Raw genomic sequence first — 16,625 nt, forward strand, 5'->3', positions numbered from 1 at the left:
GAGGGATTACATTTTATGCAATTCGACTCTCATGACCGAAACACCCGCCAGACCCCGGATCGCCGCGACCCTGCGCAAGGCAAGGGAGCGATCAGGGTTGTCGCTGGATGAGGCGGCCCGGCACCTGGGCATTTCCACCGCATCCCTCTCTCGAATGGAAACCGCGGTGTCCGGGGTATCTGCGGATCGGGTGGAGGCGCTGGCCCGGCTCTATCAGGTGCGGGTCGAGGACCTGTTCGAGGGTCAACTCACCGCCATGCCCGGCATTGTCGACCAGAACCGGATGCATGGTTCCGTCCGGCTGGTGCTGGAGACCGCCAGAGCCCTGCGGGTGAAGCCGTCTCCCGAGAAGGTCGCGGACCTCGTGGTGGAAGTATACCGGCGCGAGATCGCCCGGTTGCAGGCCGACCCCTCGGCCGATGCCGAGTTCTCATCCGACCAGCACTTGGGCTACGTCTCCGCATCCCTGAAGCCCTAAAAAGCCCAAGCTCTCGCCGCGCAAGGGATGCCGATTTCCCCGATCATCGGCCGACCTGCGATCAGGTTTCAGCCCCCCAGCCCAACCGCGATGCTCGTTCCACAACTGCTGATTCGGCAGCGGGAAAAGCATGCACTTTCTCAGGTGATTCTCTCCGGGGTGGAATCACCTCGTGCCGCGGCACCCTACGCGCCTATTGTGGGGCATCAGCCGGATCATCCGCATCTTCCGCGGGCAGCGAATTATACCATACCCGCAGGGCCTCGCTCACCAGAGCGCCGGTCTGCGTTCGAGATATCGAGCGGACCTCCTTCAGCATCGCCCAGGCATCGCTGTCGATCCCTCGAATGGTTCTGCGAGAACAATCCATCCTAATACTCCTTCTGCTTCTCCTATTTATGACGAACATCACCGGCCGGACTGACTTTAACTCTTTGGGCGCAGCGCACTGTCAAGAAACCAATTCAGGAATCTGAGAGCGACATACGCTTACTTACATTAAGACGAACTTGGACTCGTGCCCCCCATGCATGTGGTTGTGCGGATGCCAGTCATGCTCAGGCTGGGCGACCTACAAACATCCGCCGCTTGTATGACCCTGCTGCTAAATATACCGAAACCGGCAGAAAGGAGCCAACGAAATGGATTTCGTTATCAATGAATATGAGTTCGACTACGATCTAGGCAATGCTAGCGATGAGGATCAGAAACTACGCCGTGAGGCGATGCATATGGCTCTGGATTGGAGCCTCGACACGCGGTTGGCCGAGGGCTTTCGGCGCATGTTCTTGCCGAGTGACGGCATCGAACAGCGACAGCTTCAGTTGGACACCGATTTGATCACCTCACAACTGGGTGACGCCTTTCCCCTCACGGTGCTGCCGCTGTTCCAACTGCACGAGAAGTTCGGTGATCACCTCGACCCGGTCCGCTTCGCATCCATCTATCGGATGGCGTGGCAGGAGTATGTGGAGGATTTCGATCCCGACTTTCGAGTTCCGGATACCGTTTCCGTCGAAGACCATCGGAAGATGTCGTGGACGAAACTGAACCTGTTGTGCGCGGGAGGGCTCGTGCCGCTGGAGGACCTTATCCTAAGAGACCCCGACGGCAGCGAGGCCGCGTTTTACAAAGGGTTGCCCAACCGGTTCGAGGTATTCCGGGGCGCTCACCATGATGATCCCGCCCGGATCGCAGCCGGGCTCGGGTGGACGCTCGATCCGGAGATCGCAGCGAGCTACGGAAACGTGGTCAAGGCTCGGGTCTGGAAGGGTGAGATCGCTGCCGCCTTCCGGAGGTTCGAGGAGATCGTGGTGCTGCCGGAGACGTTCGAGGTCGCCTGACCTGATTGCCCTCGAAGGCCCGGGGATCGATGCTGGTTGAAGCAACCGCCTGCCCCGGGCCTCTCTTGTTGCCGGAGAAACATGGTCACGATGCCTCGCCGGCCCTGCGGTGATGGTTCAGTGGCATCCCCTCGCCCTCCCCCAACGTCTCGGCCATTGGAGCCGCGATCACTACCGGCTCCCACAGGCAAGATAGTCTTCAGAAAGCAGAGGGATGCCGCAGGATGTCCAGAACATCTCAGGCAAGCTATGGACGGTCACGGGACCGGGCGGAACGAGGATTGACGACAACGGACATGGCAATCGTTCTGGAAGAATACCATCTCGAATACATGTCGCCGAAGGTTGAACGCGCAACGAAGGCCGCTATTCAGCAGGCTGCGGGCGTGGCGATGACTTGGTCTTTCGACACAAATCTTGCCGAAGGTGTTCGTCGGTTGTTTCTGCCGAGCGACGGCATCGAACGGTTGCAGCTAGAAATCGACACCTCGTTGATCCTGAACCATCGCGGCGTCGACTTTCCTCTCACGGTATTTCCCCTGTCCCGACTGTATGAGGAATTCGGCACCCACATCGATCCGGTCCGGTTCGCGTCGATCTATCGGATCGCATGGCAAGAGCATGATGAAGGGTTCGGCTCGTTCTTCCGGGTGCCCGACGAGGTGTCGCTGGGAGCGCATCGGCAGTTGTCGCAGCGACGACTGAACCTGCTTCGTGCCGGAGGTGTGGTGCCGTTGGAGCGGCTTATCATTGAGGACCCGGACGGCTCTGACCTCGAATTCTACAACGACCTGCCGGACCGGTTCGACGTATTCCGCGGATCATACCACGACGATCCCGCGAGGGTCGCGGCGGGTCTTAGCTGGAGCCTCGATCCAGAGGTGGCCGGGGCCTGTGGGAACGTGGTCACGGCCCACGTCCGAAAGGACCAGATCGGTGCCGCCTATGCTCGGTTCAGCGAGATCGTGGTCCTGCCCGAGGCGTTCGAGGTGGTATAAAATATCATCCTGCGGGGTCGGCGCGGCTGCGGGTGTCGCGGTCGAGAGACGACGGTGCCCGGCGCGGGTTCTGCCTTGAATGTCAGAGTCTATCACCCCCGCTCCCAGGGGTGATCCATCAGGTTGAGACGATCCGCAGCCCGGCCTCCAAGGCGAGAGAAGCCCATCCCGGCGCTCTCCCGGTGGAGGGCGCGGAGGGAGGTCATTCGGCGCGAGACCCACGCTCGCTTCTGCTGCGGCGTCCACGTGGACCAGTGGGTCTCCAGCCACCAGTGGTTGGCCAGCCCGGGGAGGACGGCCAGCTTGTCGATCTCCATCATGAAGGTCTGGGCGGTGACGTCGGTCAGACCGGCCAAGCGGCGGTGAGAACGGCGGTGCCGCGCCGCCACCCCCATGCCGAGCCCGATCAGCGGAAACGCGGTTAGCGCCAGCACCGCCACCTCAGGGTGGTCGGGTATGATCTCGGGGAGCGCGGGTGCCGCGGTGGAGACCAGCACGCCGGCCATGGTCACGACCGACCACGCCAAGAACGGACCCAAACACAGCCAAAGCGCCCGAGAGATCACGGTCGCCCACCATCCGCGACCGATCAGGCCGGACCAGAAACCACCGGCAGCTAAGAGAACAGAAATCACCAGCATCACCCACCTCCGGCGCTGGTAGATGGGGGAACATTCCGTGGTTCAAGTATTGACCAGTGGAATCACCGACTGTTTTTCGAGCTTCATCAAGCTGGAATTCGCATCGCACCGTCGTGTGTCCGGAGATGCGCGGTCTCCGTCAACGGTCGCTCGCGTTGCGACTGATCGAGGGCCAAGTCGCCTCAATTGTCTTGATTGCGCGGCGGGTGTTCATCAGCATGATCGGGATTCGGGGGGAGTTGATCATGCCAAGGATGTTGTTGCGGGCCTCGTCGATCCTGCTCGCCGCCGCCGTGGTCGCCTCGGGGTTCACTGCACGGTCGCAGGCCGCCGAGTGGGTGCAGATAGCCAGCGAGCCCGATATCCGCTCGGCGACCGCCCGAGCGATGGCGTTCGCATCGGTGCATCCCGATGTCCGGGTCTATGCGACCACGTCAGGATGGTATGCCATCGTGCTCGGCCCATCCGGAACATCCGATCCGGACGCGGCGCTGGCTCGGTTCAGGTCAGGCGGGACGGTGCCCGGGGACAGTTTCGTCACCGATGGACGCACCTATCTTCGAGCAGTTTGGAGCAGCGGCTCCGCCCCCACCGACGCAGCCCTCGTCGACGCGGTCAAACGCGAGTCCACTTGGTCCGAACGCACCCGGATGGGCGTTCAGAACGCGCTGATCTGGTCAGGCGACTACCGGGGCAAGATCGATGGAGACTTCGGCCGACTGACCCGCGAGGCCATCATGGGCTTCCAGCGCCGGGTCGGCGAGCCCCCGTCCGGTTACCTCACCGACCCCCAGATCGCCGAACTGGAAGCTCGACGTCTCGCCGCGCACCAGCGGGCCGGCTACCGCGTGGTCGACGATTACGAGACCGGCATCCGCGTGGGCATCGCCGAAAACCTGTTTCAACGCGGGTCCCAGGACGGGGTTCTGGTTCCCTACGAGTCGCGAGACGATCAGGCGTTCATGATGCTGCTGAGCATGCAGGGCGGCCCTGCATCGCTGGCGTCGCTCTACGACACCACGCTTGAGATCGCCGGGGACATCGCCGGTCAGGAGGAGGTCTACAAGCCCCTCCGAGATGACTGGTTCGTGGTGTCCAAGAGCGGCTTCGCCGAGTCCCTCTACGCCTATGTCAGGCTCGAACACGGTGCCGCCAAGGGGTTCGTCCTCCAGTGGAACAACGATGCGTCCCTCACCTACGGACCCATCGCGACCGCCATGTTCAACGACTTCGAGACCATCCCCGGCGTGGTTCTGGACCCGAACGCACCCACGGTGGCCTCGGCCTCCGTCTCCCCGCGCCGATCCCCGCAACCGCAGACCTCGACCGAGGGCCCGGTCACCGCATCCACCGGCACGGGGTTCTTCGTCACCCGTCAGGGCCACGTGCTGACCAACCGCCACGTCGTCGAATCCTGCAACCGGATCACGGTGGCCGACGCCCCGGCGACGCTCGTCGCCTGGGACGATGATCTGGACCTCGCGCTGCTCCAGACCCGAGATGGCTCCAGCCCTCCCAGAACCGCCAGGTTCGCGCCTCGTCCCGCACGGCTGAACGCCGATGTGACCGCGCTGGGATACCCCCTGCACGGGCTGCTCGGCGGTCTGAACGTGACCCGCGGGGTTGTCAGCAGCCTGTCCGGGTTCCGGGGAGACCGCAACGTCATCCAGATCAGCGCCGAGGTCCAACCCGGGAACTCCGGCGGCCCCCTGCTGGACGCTCAAGGGGCGGTAGTCGGCGTCGTCGTGGCCAAGCTGGACGCGCTGGTGGTTGCTCAGGTCTCCGGGGACCTGCCGCAGAATGTGAACTTCGCGATCCGGGGCGAACTCGCCAAGGCGTTCCTGTCCCGGAACATGGTGGACTTCGACATCGAGATGTCCGCTGACCCCCGGTCGCCCTCCGATCTGGCCGAAGCCGCCAGCACCTTCACCGCGTTGATCGAGTGTCGGTGAGCCGTTCCCCTATTGCCGGGGCACGCGCCGCGACTGCGCTCGCCGTTGCCTCCGGGCCCCCTGTCTGAGATCGTCCCCGCCAACCGAACGGGGGCGAAAACAACAATGAATCCGATCACTCAGGACCAGATCAACAAGGCCGCCTGGGGGGCCTGCGACACCTTCCGGGGCGTGGTCGATCCTTCGATCTACAAGGACTACGTCCTCACCCTGCTGTTCCTGAAATACCTCTCGGACGTGTGGAAGGACCATCGCGCCCGCTACGAGGACGAGCATGGCGACCACCCCGACCTGATCGACGCCCTCATGCAGCAGGAGGCGTTCGTCCTCCCCGCCGGGGCCGCCTTCGACGCCCTTCACAAGCGCCGTCACGAACCCGGCAACGGCGAGCGGATCGACAAGGCCCTCCACGCCATCGAGGAAGCCAACATCGCCAAGCTCCGGGACGTGTTCCAGGACATCAGCTTCAACTCGAACAAGCTGGGCGACGAGGAGCAGAAGAACGACATCCTCCGCCACCTGCTGGAGGATTTCGCCAAGCCCGCGCTCGACCTGCGCCCCTCCCGCGTCGGCCAACTGGACATCATCGGCGGGGCCTACGAATACCTGATCTCCCGCTTCGCCGCCTCCGCGGGCAAGAAGGCCGGAGAGTTCTACACCCCTGCCGAGGTCTCCGATCTGATCGCCCGCCTCGTCGACCCGCAGGAGGGCGACGAGATTTGCGACCCCACCTGCGGCTCCGCCTCCCTGCTGATGAAATGCGGACGCCTGATCCGCGAGCGCACGGGCAAGCGCCGCTACTCCCTGTTCGGACAGGAGGCCATCGGCTCCACCTGGGCGCTGGCGAAGATGAACCTGTTCCTCCATGGCGAGGAGAACCATCAGGTCGAATGGGGCGACACCATCCGGAACCCCAAGCTGCGGACCTCCGAGGATCATCTCCGCCATTTCGACGTGGTGGTCGCCAATCCCCCCTTCTCCCTGGAGAAATGGGGCGTCGAGAGCGCCGAGAAGGACCGCTTCGGCCGCTTCCGCCGGGGCCTGCCGCCGAAGACCAAGGGCGACTACGCCTTCATCCTGCACATGATCGAGACGCTGAAGCCCCGCACCGGTCGCATGGCGGTAGTGGTCCCCCACGGCGTCCTGTTCCGCGGGGCCGCCGAGGGCAAGATCAGGCGCAAGCTGATCGAGGAGAACCTGCTGGAGACGGTGATCGGCCTGCCCGAAAAACTGTTCTTCGGCACCGGCATCCCCGCCGCCATCCTGGTGTTCCGCAAGCGCAGGACGGACGAGGACGTGCTCTTCGTCGACGCCAGCCGCGACTACGAGGAGGGGACCAACCAGAACCGCCTGGGCGAGGCGCAGGTCGCCCGCATCGCCGCGGCGGTGGAGGCCCGCGAGACCATCGAAAAATACGCCTTCCGCGCGACGCGGGCGGAGATCGAGGCCAACGACTTCAACCTCAACATCCCTCGCTATGTGGACACCTTCGAGGAGGAGGCGGAGATCGACCTGATGGCGGTCCGGGCCGAGCGCACCCGCCTGCGCGCCGAGCTTGCCGATCTGGAAGACCGCATGGACGGGTTTCTGCGGGAGCTTGGCTACGTATGAACGCCGTTTCCAAGGCGTCGGCCTTCCCTCCGACCGTTCAGCCCGGCGTGCCGAAGCTGGGCAAGTTGCCCGATGGCTGGATGAAGGCTCCGCTCGGCCGATTCCTCATCGAGACCCGACGACCGGTTCGCCTCGCCCCCGACCAGGAATACCGGCTGGTCACGGTCAAGCGCGCCCGTGGCGGCGTGGTGGAGCGGGAAGTGCTTCGAGGTGACGAGGTCGCCGTGACCTCCCAGTTCTACATTCGTCCGAACGACTTCCTGATTTCCAAACGTCAGATCGTCCATGGCGCGTGCGGGCTGGTTCCCGACCATCTCGACGGTTCTGTCGTGTCGAACGAGTATGCGGTGCTGACCTCGAACGGTGGGCTCGATCTCCGCTTCCTGAGCTACCTCGCGCACTCGATCTATTTTCAGCAGACCTGCTTCCATTCCAGCATTGGCGTCCACGTCGAGAAGATGATCTTCAAGACGGACCGGTGGCTGAAGTGGGACTTCCACCTCCCCCCGCTCCCCGAGCAACGGAAGATCGCGGAAATCCTCTCGACCTGGGACCGGGCCATCGAGACGACCGAGGCGCTGCTGGCCGCCGCCAAGACCCAGAAACGCGCCCTCATGCAAACCCTCCTCACCGGTAAGCGCCGCTTCCCGGAGTTCGAGGGGCAGCCGTGGCGGGAGGTGCGGCTGGGGGAGATCGCCTCGGTGATCGTCTCCAACGTCGACAAGAAGTCCGACCCGTCCGAACGACCCGTGCGCCTGTGTAACTACACCGACGTCTACAAGCGCGAGACGATTGATCCCTCCCAGACCTTCATGGAGGCGACCGCCACCCCGGCGCAGATCAAACGGTTCGGTCTCCGCCGCGGCGACGTGATCATCACGAAGGACTCGGAAACCGCCGACGACATCGCCATGCCGACCTATGTGGCCGAGACCGCCGACGACCTGGTCTGCGGCTATCATCTCGCAATCATCCGCCCGAAGCGCGGCACCGACGGCCGGTTCCTCAAGTTCTATTTCGAGCTTCCGCGGGTCCGGCACTACTTCGGCACCCGGGCCAATGGCGCGATCCGGTTCGGCCTGACGCTGGACGGGATCGAGGGAGCCGTGTTCAGGCTGCCCAGCCCAGACGAGCAGCCTCGGGTCGCTGAAGTGCTCGCGGATGCCGAAGCGGATATCGCTCGTCTGGCGGCTGACATCGAAAAGCTCCGCACCGAGAAATCCGCCCTGATGCAGCAACTCCTGACCGGCAAGCGCCGGGTCCGGGTCTGACCTCCGAAATCCCGTTGCATTCCGCCCCCTCGCCGCGTCTCCTGTTCAGGCAAGCGATAGAGGGGAGGGGGCGCTCGCGGCGGGGCCGGGCCTCGGGGGCGGGCGTTCGGGCATTGAAGATGTTTCAGACAAACGAAAGGGCCCCGGTTTTCCAGGGCCCAGACGCCGACCGGGTCATTCCCAATCCGCGGCCAGTCTACCCGAGCCTCGCGCCCGGTTCCAAGCTTTCCGCCAAGGCCCGGCCCCATGCCTGACGGCCCCGCCACACCCGACACCCGCGAGGAGGCCGCAGCAAAACTCCCCGCCCTGCATGTGCTGATGGCCATGGGCTGGACCTATCTGGGCCCGGCCGAGTGCCTCGCCCGTCGCGGCTCCGACCGTTCGGTGCTGCTGGAGGATGTGCTGAGGGAGCGTCTCGCCCGGCATCGGTTCGAGTGGAAGGGGGAACGTCGCGCCCTCTCGCCCGCGGGGATCGACCAGGTGCTGCGGACGATCTCCTCGCCCGGGCTCTCCGCCGGGCTGGTCCCGGCCAGTCAGGAGGTCTATCGCCACCTGAGCTTCGGCATCACGGTGACCGAGTTCGTCGAGGGCCAGCGCCATGCGGTGACCGTGCCGCTGATCGACTGGAAGGACGTCTCGGCCAACACATTCCATGTGACCGAGGAATTCAGCGTCCTGCGCACGGACGGCACGCGCCGATACCGCCCGGACATCGTCTGTCTGGTCAACGGCATCCCGCTGGCGGTGATCGAGGCCAAGCGCCCCACCGGCGCGTCCCGCAGCGAGGCGATGGTCCAGCAGGGCATAAGCCAGCACCTGCGCAACCAGTTGGGCGACGGCATTCAGGACCTCTACGTCTACGCCCAGCTTCTGCTCTCGATCTCCGGCAGCGAGGCCCGCTACGGGACCACCGGCACCCCGAAGAAATTCTGGTCGCTGTGGCGGGAAGAGGGGATCGGCGCGGCGGAGATACAGGCGATCCGCTCCACCCCGCTGTCAGCGCCGCAGAAGGCCGCCCTCTTCGCCGACCGCCCCCGATGGGCGCTCGACCGCTACGAAGCGCTCCACGCAGGCCCTGTGCTGGCGACGGAGCAGGACGAGACCCTCGTCGGCCTCCTGCGTCCCGACCGGCTGCTGGAATTCGCCCGGTTCTTCATCTTCTACGACGCCAAGGCCGGGAAGATGGCCGCCCGCTACCAGCAGGCGTTCGGGGTGAAGGCGATGCTGGCGCGGCTGGCGGGCCGGGGTCTGGACGGGGCTCGCGAGGGCGGGGTGATCTGGCACACCACCGGGTCGGGAAAGTCCAACCTGATGGTGCTGTTGTGCAAGGCCTTGCTGCTGGACGAGGGGCTGGCGAACTGCCGGGTCATCGTGGTGACCGACCGGATCGACCTGGAGAAGCAGTTGGCCGGAACCTTCATGTCCGGCGGGGCCTTCGGCTCGGCCGTGGCGACGAAGAAGGAGGGGGAGCGGGCCAAGGCGGACTCGGGGCGCGATCTGGCGCAGCGGATCGGCTCGGGGTCGGAACGGATCATCTTCACGCTGCTGCAGAAGTTCAACTCGGCGACCAAGCTGCCGGAGTGTCGGAACGACTCCGACGAGATCGTTGTGCTGGTCGACGAGGGCCATCGCTCGCAGGGGGGCGAGGCGCATGAGCGGATGCGCAAGGCCCTGCCCAACGCCGCCTTCGTGGCCTTCACCGGCACCCCGCTGCTGAAGGAGGACAAGACCCGCAACAAGTTCGGTCCGATCCTGCACGCCTACACCATGCAGCGGGCGGTCGAGGACGGCGCGGTCACCCCGCTGGTCTACGAGGAACGCAAGCCGCTGGTCGACATCAACGAGGCGGCGATAGACGCATGGTTCGACAAGATCACGCAGGGGCTGAGCGACGACCAGAAGGCCGATCTGAAGCGCAAGTTCGCCACTCGCGGGCAGGTCTATGGCGCGGTCAACCGCATCGACTTGATCGCGTGGGACATAGCCGAGCACTTCCGGGAGAACTTCGCCAAGCTGGACCTCGGCCTGAAGGCGCAGTTGGCCACGGACAGCAAGCTCTCAGCCATCCGCTACAAGCGGGCGTTGGACGCGACCGGGATGGTGACCAGCGCCGTGGTGATCTCGGCCCCAGACACACGCGAGGGGCATGAGGAGGCGGACGAGGCCAAGTCCCCTGAGGTTCAGGCGTGGTGGAAGGCCAATGTCGGGGCCGACCCCGAAGCCTACGAGGCCAAGGTGATCGAGGATTTCGGCACCGACGGACCGCCGGACATCCTGATCGTCGTGGACAAGCTGCTGACCGGCTTCGACGAGCCTCGCAACGCCGTGCTCTACATCGACAAGAACCTGAAGGGTCACAACCTGCTGCAGGCCATCGCCCGGGTGAACCGGCTGCACGAGGAGAAGCAGCGGGGCTACCTGATCGATTACCGTGGGATTCTGGCCGAACTCGACACTTCGATCCGGGATTATCAGGACCTGGCCGAGCAGACCCAGGCGGGCTTCGACATCGACGATCTCGCCGGGACCATCGCCAACGTCTCGACCGAATACAAACGCTTGCCTGGCCTGCATGACGCGCTGTGGGCGATCTTCCGGGGTGTGAAGAACCGGAAGGACCGAGAACAGTTCCGACGGGTGCTCATGCCGGTGCTGGGAGAGGACGAGGCGGGCAGGTCCTACGACCAGAACCAGAAGGTCCGGGAGGATTTCTATGCGGCCCTCACCGCCTTCGGGATGTGCCTGAAGCTGGCCCTCTCCTCCCGCTCGTTCTTCGAGGACGGCGCGTTCTCCGAAGCCCTCATCCGAACCTACAAGCAGGACCTCAAGTTCTTCACCGAGCTTCGGGTTCAGGCCCGGAGAGATGCGCAGGAGGAGGTCGACTTCTCGGTCTACGAGGGTCAGATCAGGCGCATGGTCGACCAACAGGTCATCGGCAAGCAGATCAAGGACCCCGATGGCTTCATCAACCTCGGCGATCTCGGTCAGTCCGACGACCCGGCGACCTGGTCGGAAGAGAAGACCCGCACCGAGGCCGACCTGATCAAGACCCGCGTCCGCAAGACCATCGAGCAGGACCTGCTGGACGATCCCTACGCCCGAAAGGTGTTCTCCGAACTCCTGCGTCAGGCGATCCGCGAGGCCGAGGCCTTGTTCGACCATCCCGGCAAGCAATACACCCTGTTCAAGGACCTCGAAGAGCAGGTCCGCAACCGGCGCACCCCGGGCATGCCCTCGGCGTTGGAGGGCAACCGGATGGCGCAGGCACTCTTCGGCGTCCTGCTGATGGACCTCGACGAACCCACAAAGGCGGCGCTGGGCGAGGAGGCGATGACTGCGGAAGCCCTGCACATCGACCAAGTGGTGGAAGACGCTATCGCCGCCAACGCCCTCAGCCCCGCCGCCATCGAGGCCGCCATCCGCAAAGCCCTGCTCCCCCGCCTGTTCCGTCTCCTCGGTGGGCTCGACCCGGCCAACAAGGTTCTGGACCGGATCGTCGAGGTCGTCCGGGCGGGCTCGCTTGGCTCAGGCTCCGCATGAAGACCGGCATTCTCACCTACGGCGACGAGCGGGTTCCCTACACGATCCACGAGGTCCCCGGTCGCACCAGCCGGATCGCCATCCATGTGGACCCCGACGGCTCGGTGCAGGTCGACGCTCCTCCAGGCGAGCCAGAGGACAGGATCGATCAGGCCGTTCGCCGCCGCGCCCGCTGGATCGTCACCCATGTCGCAGACGCCCGCGCCCGGTTCCGGCATGTCTCGCCCCGCGAATACGTCTCGGGCGAGCAGGTCCTCCACCTCGGTCGCCGCTATGTCCTGAAGGTCATCGTGGACCCGGCGTCCCCCGGTGGGGCCAAGCTTGTCGCGAACCGTCTGGAGGTGCGCCTGCTCGATCCGAACCCGACCGCGGTCCAGACGCTGGTCCGTCTCTGGCGCTTCGCCCGGGCGCGCAGCTACTTCCGCAAGAGGATCGAGGCGCTCTCCAAGACCCTGCCCTGGGTCTCTGAACCGCCTCAGTTCGAACTCCGCGAGATGGCCCGGCAATGGGGCAACTGCGCCCCTGACGGCCGGATCGTGCTGAATCCGAACCTGGTGAAAGCCCCCAGGGACGCCATCGACTACGTGCTGGTCCATGAACTCGCTCACCTGAAGCACCACAACCATGGCGCGGAGTTCACTCGCCTTCTGGACGGTGCCATGCCTGACTGGCGCGAGATCAAGGCTCGGCTCGATGCCAAGGTCGAGGTGCTGAACGGTTGATAGCCAAGCCTCATCCCTCGGCTGCGGGCTGACCCGACGCCCAACACCTACGGATTGAGCTTCTGGCCGATTGCCCTCAGACCGCCGACATCCAGACCCTGCAGCGGAATCTTATCGATGATCAAACGCTTCGACTCGTCGACCGCATGCTGGAGGTGACGGGCGTAGTGTGAGATCGAGACATCGTCTTTCACATCGTGCCCCATCACCAACTTGGTGACGCCCTCCGCGCCCCCAACCTCCAGCGACTTCATCTTAAAGTAGTGCCGGAAGCTGTGGAGCACCTGCGCGCCCTCATCAATCTGATCGAGCCGCCGAAGCTTTCTGAGAACTCGTCGGGACAGGTTCCTTGCCCGCACCTCTCCGCTATCATGGTCCAAGTCCGGGAAAAGGAACAACTCGCCGGACCGCCGGACTTTTGATGCGTAGTCCAAAATGCCGATCTCGATCAGGTCGTCATGAAGCGGCACCAAGCGCTCGGAATACCTGTTCTTGAGCCTCTTCTCAGCGCGTGGCCCAAATCGCTCGGTGATCAGGCGCTGATTGTCGAGCGTGATCCGCAGATGCGGCGTCGCCCCTTCGGCAATCACATCCGCAGTCAGAAGCTGGGCGATTTCAGTCAGCCGGGCTCCGGTGAAGTAGAGCAACAGTGGCAGCCAGAAGTCGGTTTCATGCCGAGACGCATAGGTCGCCGGGTCGAAGAGCGTTCTGATTTGCTGATCGGTGAAAGGCTTTCTGGTCGCCTGCTGACCCCGATCAAACCCTCCGGCGATACCCGTGCACGGGTTTTCCCACTCGGACCGTCGAACGATCAGATCGGTCTCTCGGTAGGTGAATTCGAGAACAGTGCTGATTGCAGTGATCTGCTTGGCGACCGTGGTGTCGGAAAGGCGGCCATGGTCGTTGTGCTCGGCCCAAGCGATCTGGGCTTGGACTTTCTTCTGTCCGATAGCTCGGGGAGGCCGACCCGGAAGCCTGCGGAGGGCATCGCGGAAAGCGATGACATGCGTTCGCTGGATGCGCTCGACCTCCAAGTCCCCGTTCACCTCGCAAAAGCGGCGCAGGGCGGTGTTCCACTCCTGTTTGGTCCGGTCCGAGATGGGCCTGGATCGACCCGGGGAAGCCTTCTCTTCCAAGTAGAGCTTGAAGGCGGTTCCCAGCGTTGCCGCCGCGGCGGGGAGATGCTTGGCCTTCGCTAGTTCTTCGATCTTGTCGAGTGTAAGGGGCTCGCCGGGCTTGAGTCCCGGCACTCGCAACGCCTCCACGTTGTAGTTTTGCGAGAAGTTTCCGTGCTTGATTGCCCAAATCGTGTGACACGCGTCGAGCAGCTTCTCCCAATCGGCTCCTTCGGCCCGCACCTCTTCTCGGTAGCTCGACAGCCACCGCCGGACCTCCGACGCGAGGTGGCCGCGATTCTTCAGCACCGCAATCTTGGGTTCCTCGCCATACCTTTCGGCGCTCGAAAAGGGGGATACATCGCCGACCTGAAGGTGGGGGAACACCTCCGCGACCATCAGTTCCTCGGCGACCTCGGCGTAGTGCGCGGCCCATTGCATCGAAAGTTCGTCGATTAGGTCGTCCTTGAGACGCCGGAGCGTTCCCTGCCTCGCCTGGGCGATCTGATCATTCGTCCGCTGGATGTGGGGGACAACCCGGACGCCCGCTTCGGCCTCGCTGTCGGTGTTCAGCGATTCTCGCCAGAACTCACGAGACAAGACGTCTTTGAGATCACCGGGCACCCGGCGATGGAAATACCAGCGCTTTCCGCGCTTCATGAGGTAGTCGGCTCGTGCCACCGAACGTCCCGCGTATCACACCGTGTATCTCAGTTTGTATCACAGTGCGTATCGCAGTCCCTCCTCTTAAGTCCATGTTTTCCAGCAATTCCCTTGCTGAATTGGACATTCTGACTCTGTCAGGTGGAGGTGGTACGCCCTACGGGACTCGAACCCGTGTTTCCGCCGTGAAAGGGCGGCGTCCTAGACCGCTAGACGAAGGGCGCTCCGGGGGCGTCTGTAATGGCGGCGCGGAGGGATGGCAAGAGGCGGGAGCGTCCGGAAAGGCGGGAGATTTCGCCGCTGCGCTCGAAACCCGGGCGGCGGCGCAGGGGAGAGCCGTTCGCAGGCCGCGCGCCGGGGCTCCTGCGGGGCGACGGGCTCGGGCCGCGTCGCCGCAGGAGGGCCGCTCAACGCGCCAGCGCCGCGTCCTCGATCCGCAGGCGGGCGCGGCGGCGGCCGCCCCAGTCGTCGGTCTCGAGCCGGCCGGCCACGTGCAGGACGGTGCCCGCGCTCTGGGCCAGGGCGGCGTAGAGCGGCGTGTCGGCCACCCGGAAGGCCACCGCGTCGATCGAGCCGCCCGCCCCCTGCAGCCGCAACCGCAGGTGACCCTCGCCCATCGGCTTGGCAAAGCCCGCCCGAACGCCGGCCAGCGCGAAGCGCGGCGCGGGCGAGGCGGCGCCGTAGGGGCCGGCGGCCTCCAGCATCTCGACGAGGTCAGGCGTGGCGCCGCCGGGCGAAAGGGCGCCGTCGAGGCGCAGGTCCTGCGCGCCGCTCTGGCCCGCGCCCTGGCGGCCGAGCCGCTCGGACAGGCGGGCCATGGCGGCCTCGAGCCCGTCGGTGCGGAGCGTCAGGCCGGCGGCCATGCGGTGACCGCCGCCCTTCAGGATCAGCCCCTCGGCCGCCAGCGCCGCCACGTCGGCCCCGATGTCCACGCCCGGCACCGAGCGGCAGGAGCCCGAGCCCTGCGCCCCGGCCAGCGCGATCACCACCGCGGGACGGTCGAACCGCTCCTTCAGGCGCGAGGCGACGATGCCGGCGACGCCGGGGTGCCAGCCCTCGCCCGCGACCCAGACCAGGGGGCCGTCGACGCCGCGCGCCTCGGCCTGCATCAGGGCCGCGTCGAGCACCCCGGCCTCGACCTCGCGGCGGGACTTGTTGAGATCCTCCAGGCGCTCGGCCAGCGCCTGCGCCTCGGAGAGGTCGTCGGTGGCCAGCAGCCGGGTCCCGAGGCTGGAGGCGCCCACCCGCCCGGCGGCGTTGATCCGGGGCCCGAGCACGTAGCCCAGGTGATAGGCCGCCGGCGCGCAGGTCAGCCGCGCGGCGTCGGCCAGCGCCGCCAGCCCCGGCCGACCGCGCCGCGCCATCACCTTCAGCCCCTGGCGCACCAGCGCCCGGTTCAGCCCGGTCAGCGGCGCCACGTCCGCCACGGTCGCCAGCGCCACCAGGTCCAGCAGGCCCATCAGGTCGGGCCCCGCCACCCCCTGCGCCCGCAGCGTGCGGTTGGCCGCCACCAGCAGCAGGAAGGCGACCCCGGCGGCGCACAGCGCCCCGTGCTCGCCGCTCTCGTCCTGGCGGTTGGGGTTCACCACCGCGAGCGCCGGGGGCAGGGTGTCGCCGCCCAGGTGGTGGTCGATCACCAGCACCTCGGCCCCGGCCTCGACCGCCGCGGCGATGGGCTCATGGGCCAGCGTGCCGCAGTCGAGGCACAGGATCAGGCTGCACTCGGCCGCCAGCGCCTGCATGGCCGGCACGTTGGGGCCGTAGCCCTCGGTCATCCGGTCGGGGATATGGACCTTCGCCGCGATCCCCATCGCCCGCAGCCAGCGCACCAGCAGCGCGCAGGAGGCCGCGCCGTCCACGTCGTAGTCGCCAAACAGCCCCACCGTCTCGCCCGTCCGGGCCGCGCGGGCCAGCCGGTCGGCGGCAAGATCCATGTCGCGCAGCACCGAGGGGTCGGGCATCAGCTCGCGCAGGGTGGGGGCGAGATAGGCCGCCGCCGCTTCGGGCGCGACGCCGCGCGCGGCCAGCACCCGGCCCACCATCTCCGGCGCGCCGAGGCGCTGGGCGATGGCGAGGCCGAGGCGTTCGGTCTCCGCGCCCGGCCCGACCCAGCGGCGGCCAAGGGCGGAGCGCTCCACGTTCAGGAAGGCGTCCATGGGGCAGAGGGATATCCGGGCCACGCTCCCGAGGGAATCCCTCGTTTGGGGGCGTGGGGACGCAACCGCTCGCTTGTTCGAAAATGAACCAGAGATTAAGAAGACGACGAGACCTTTGGACGACAATCGAAGGGG

At 65.6% G+C, this 16,625-nt stretch carries 11 protein-coding genes and 1 tRNA gene; 8 read left to right on the top strand and 4 right to left on the bottom strand.

The annotated features are described in order from the left end of the window. Positions 1-31: 31 nt before the first annotated feature. The 3 genes from AAC134_RS09450 to AAC134_RS09460 all read left to right on the top strand — a co-directional run bounded on the left by AAC134_RS09450 (position 32) and on the right by AAC134_RS09460 (position 2,819). Positions 32-478 carry a helix-turn-helix transcriptional regulator gene (locus tag AAC134_RS09450; RefSeq protein WP_339948838.1) on the top strand — a complete coding sequence of 149 codons (447 nt, stop codon included), beginning with the start codon at positions 32-34 and terminating at the stop codon, positions 476-478. 641 nt (positions 479-1,119) lie between these two features. Then, positions 1,120-1,821 carry a hypothetical protein gene (locus AAC134_RS09455; protein ID WP_339948839.1) on the top strand — a complete coding sequence of 234 codons (702 nt, stop codon included), beginning with the start codon at positions 1,120-1,122 and terminating at the stop codon, positions 1,819-1,821. A 296-nt stretch (positions 1,822-2,117) separates the two neighbouring features. After that, on the top strand, positions 2,118-2,819 hold the full coding sequence (locus AAC134_RS09460) for a hypothetical protein (protein ID WP_339948840.1): 702 nt from the start codon (positions 2,118-2,120) through the stop codon (positions 2,817-2,819). A 92-nt stretch (positions 2,820-2,911) separates the two neighbouring features. Here the strand turns inward: AAC134_RS09460 and AAC134_RS09465 are convergent, their stop codons facing one another. After that, positions 2,912-3,460, bottom strand: a complete 549-nt coding sequence (locus tag AAC134_RS09465; RefSeq protein ID WP_339948841.1) for a hypothetical protein — start codon at positions 3,458-3,460, stop codon at positions 2,912-2,914. Positions 3,461-3,615: 155 nt separating this feature from the next. Here AAC134_RS09465 and AAC134_RS09470 point away from each other — a divergent pair, with 155 nt between their 5' ends. From AAC134_RS09470 to AAC134_RS09490, 5 genes are all read left to right on the top strand, one after another. Further along, positions 3,616-5,412, top strand: coding sequence for a serine protease (locus tag AAC134_RS09470; RefSeq protein WP_339948842.1), 1,797 nt, complete (start codon positions 3,616-3,618; stop codon positions 5,410-5,412). Between the two features lie 105 nt (positions 5,413-5,517). Continuing rightward, positions 5,518-7,023: a type I restriction-modification system subunit M gene (locus AAC134_RS09475; RefSeq protein ID WP_339948843.1), complete on the top strand. Its 1,506-nt coding sequence runs from the start codon at positions 5,518-5,520 to the stop codon at positions 7,021-7,023. Further along, positions 7,020-8,294: a restriction endonuclease subunit S gene (locus AAC134_RS09480; RefSeq protein ID WP_339948844.1), complete on the top strand. Its 1,275-nt coding sequence runs from the start codon at positions 7,020-7,022 to the stop codon at positions 8,292-8,294. The genes AAC134_RS09475 and AAC134_RS09480 overlap by 4 nt, the downstream gene beginning before the upstream one ends. Before the next feature lie 246 nt (positions 8,295-8,540). Continuing rightward, positions 8,541-11,834, top strand: coding sequence for a type I restriction endonuclease subunit R (locus AAC134_RS09485; protein WP_339948845.1), 3,294 nt, complete (start codon positions 8,541-8,543; stop codon positions 11,832-11,834). Further along, a complete protein-coding gene (locus tag AAC134_RS09490; RefSeq protein ID WP_339948846.1) occupies positions 11,831-12,556 on the top strand; it encodes a SprT family zinc-dependent metalloprotease in 726 nt (241 codons plus the stop codon). Before AAC134_RS09485 ends, AAC134_RS09490 begins: the two co-directional genes overlap by 4 nt. A 47-nt stretch (positions 12,557-12,603) precedes the next feature. On the opposite strand, the gene AAC134_RS09495 is transcribed toward AAC134_RS09490, so the two are convergent. The 3 genes from AAC134_RS09495 to recJ all read right to left on the bottom strand — a co-directional run bounded on the left by AAC134_RS09495 (position 12,604) and on the right by recJ (position 16,490). After that, the gene (locus AAC134_RS09495; protein WP_339948847.1) at positions 12,604-14,331 is read right to left on the bottom strand and encodes a DUF6538 domain-containing protein; all 1,728 of its coding nucleotides are present in this window, start codon (positions 14,329-14,331) and stop codon (positions 12,604-12,606) included. 151 nt (positions 14,332-14,482) lie between these two features. Next, positions 14,483-14,558: transfer RNA gene (locus AAC134_RS09500), tRNA-Glu, on the bottom strand. Positions 14,559-14,741: 183 nt separating this feature from the next. Continuing rightward, positions 14,742-16,490: a single-stranded-DNA-specific exonuclease RecJ gene (gene recJ, locus AAC134_RS09505; protein WP_339948848.1), complete on the bottom strand. Its 1,749-nt coding sequence runs from the start codon at positions 16,488-16,490 to the stop codon at positions 14,742-14,744. Positions 16,491-16,625: the final 135 nt, after the last annotated feature.

Origin of the sequence: uncultured Albimonas sp., assembly GCF_963977235.1 — a bacterium.
Classification (GTDB): Bacteria; Pseudomonadota; Alphaproteobacteria; order Rhodobacterales; family Rhodobacteraceae; genus Albimonas.

Excerpts from the sequence above, each read along its gene's own strand:
- AAC134_RS09455 (WP_339948839.1), top strand. The coding sequence starts at position 1,120 with ATGGATTTCGTTATCAATGAATATGAGTTCGACTACGATCTAGGCAAT.
- AAC134_RS09485 (WP_339948845.1), top strand. The coding sequence starts at position 8,541 with ATGCCTGACGGCCCCGCCACACCCGACACCCGCGAGGAGGCCGCAGCA.
- AAC134_RS09490 (WP_339948846.1), top strand. The coding sequence starts at position 11,831 with ATGAAGACCGGCATTCTCACCTACGGCGACGAGCGGGTTCCCTACACG.
- AAC134_RS09450 (WP_339948838.1), top strand. The coding sequence starts at position 32 with ATGACCGAAACACCCGCCAGACCCCGGATCGCCGCGACCCTGCGCAAG.
- AAC134_RS09495 (WP_339948847.1), bottom strand. The coding sequence starts at position 14,331 with ATGAAGCGCGGAAAGCGCTGGTATTTCCATCGCCGGGTGCCCGGTGAT.
- AAC134_RS09475 (WP_339948843.1), top strand. The coding sequence starts at position 5,518 with ATGAATCCGATCACTCAGGACCAGATCAACAAGGCCGCCTGGGGGGCC.
- AAC134_RS09465 (WP_339948841.1), bottom strand. The coding sequence starts at position 3,460 with ATGCTGGTGATTTCTGTTCTCTTAGCTGCCGGTGGTTTCTGGTCCGGC.
- AAC134_RS09460 (WP_339948840.1), top strand. The coding sequence starts at position 2,118 with ATGGCAATCGTTCTGGAAGAATACCATCTCGAATACATGTCGCCGAAG.
- AAC134_RS09480 (WP_339948844.1), top strand. The coding sequence starts at position 7,020 with ATGAACGCCGTTTCCAAGGCGTCGGCCTTCCCTCCGACCGTTCAGCCC.
- recJ (WP_339948848.1), bottom strand. The coding sequence starts at position 16,490 with ATGGACGCCTTCCTGAACGTGGAGCGCTCCGCCCTTGGCCGCCGCTGG.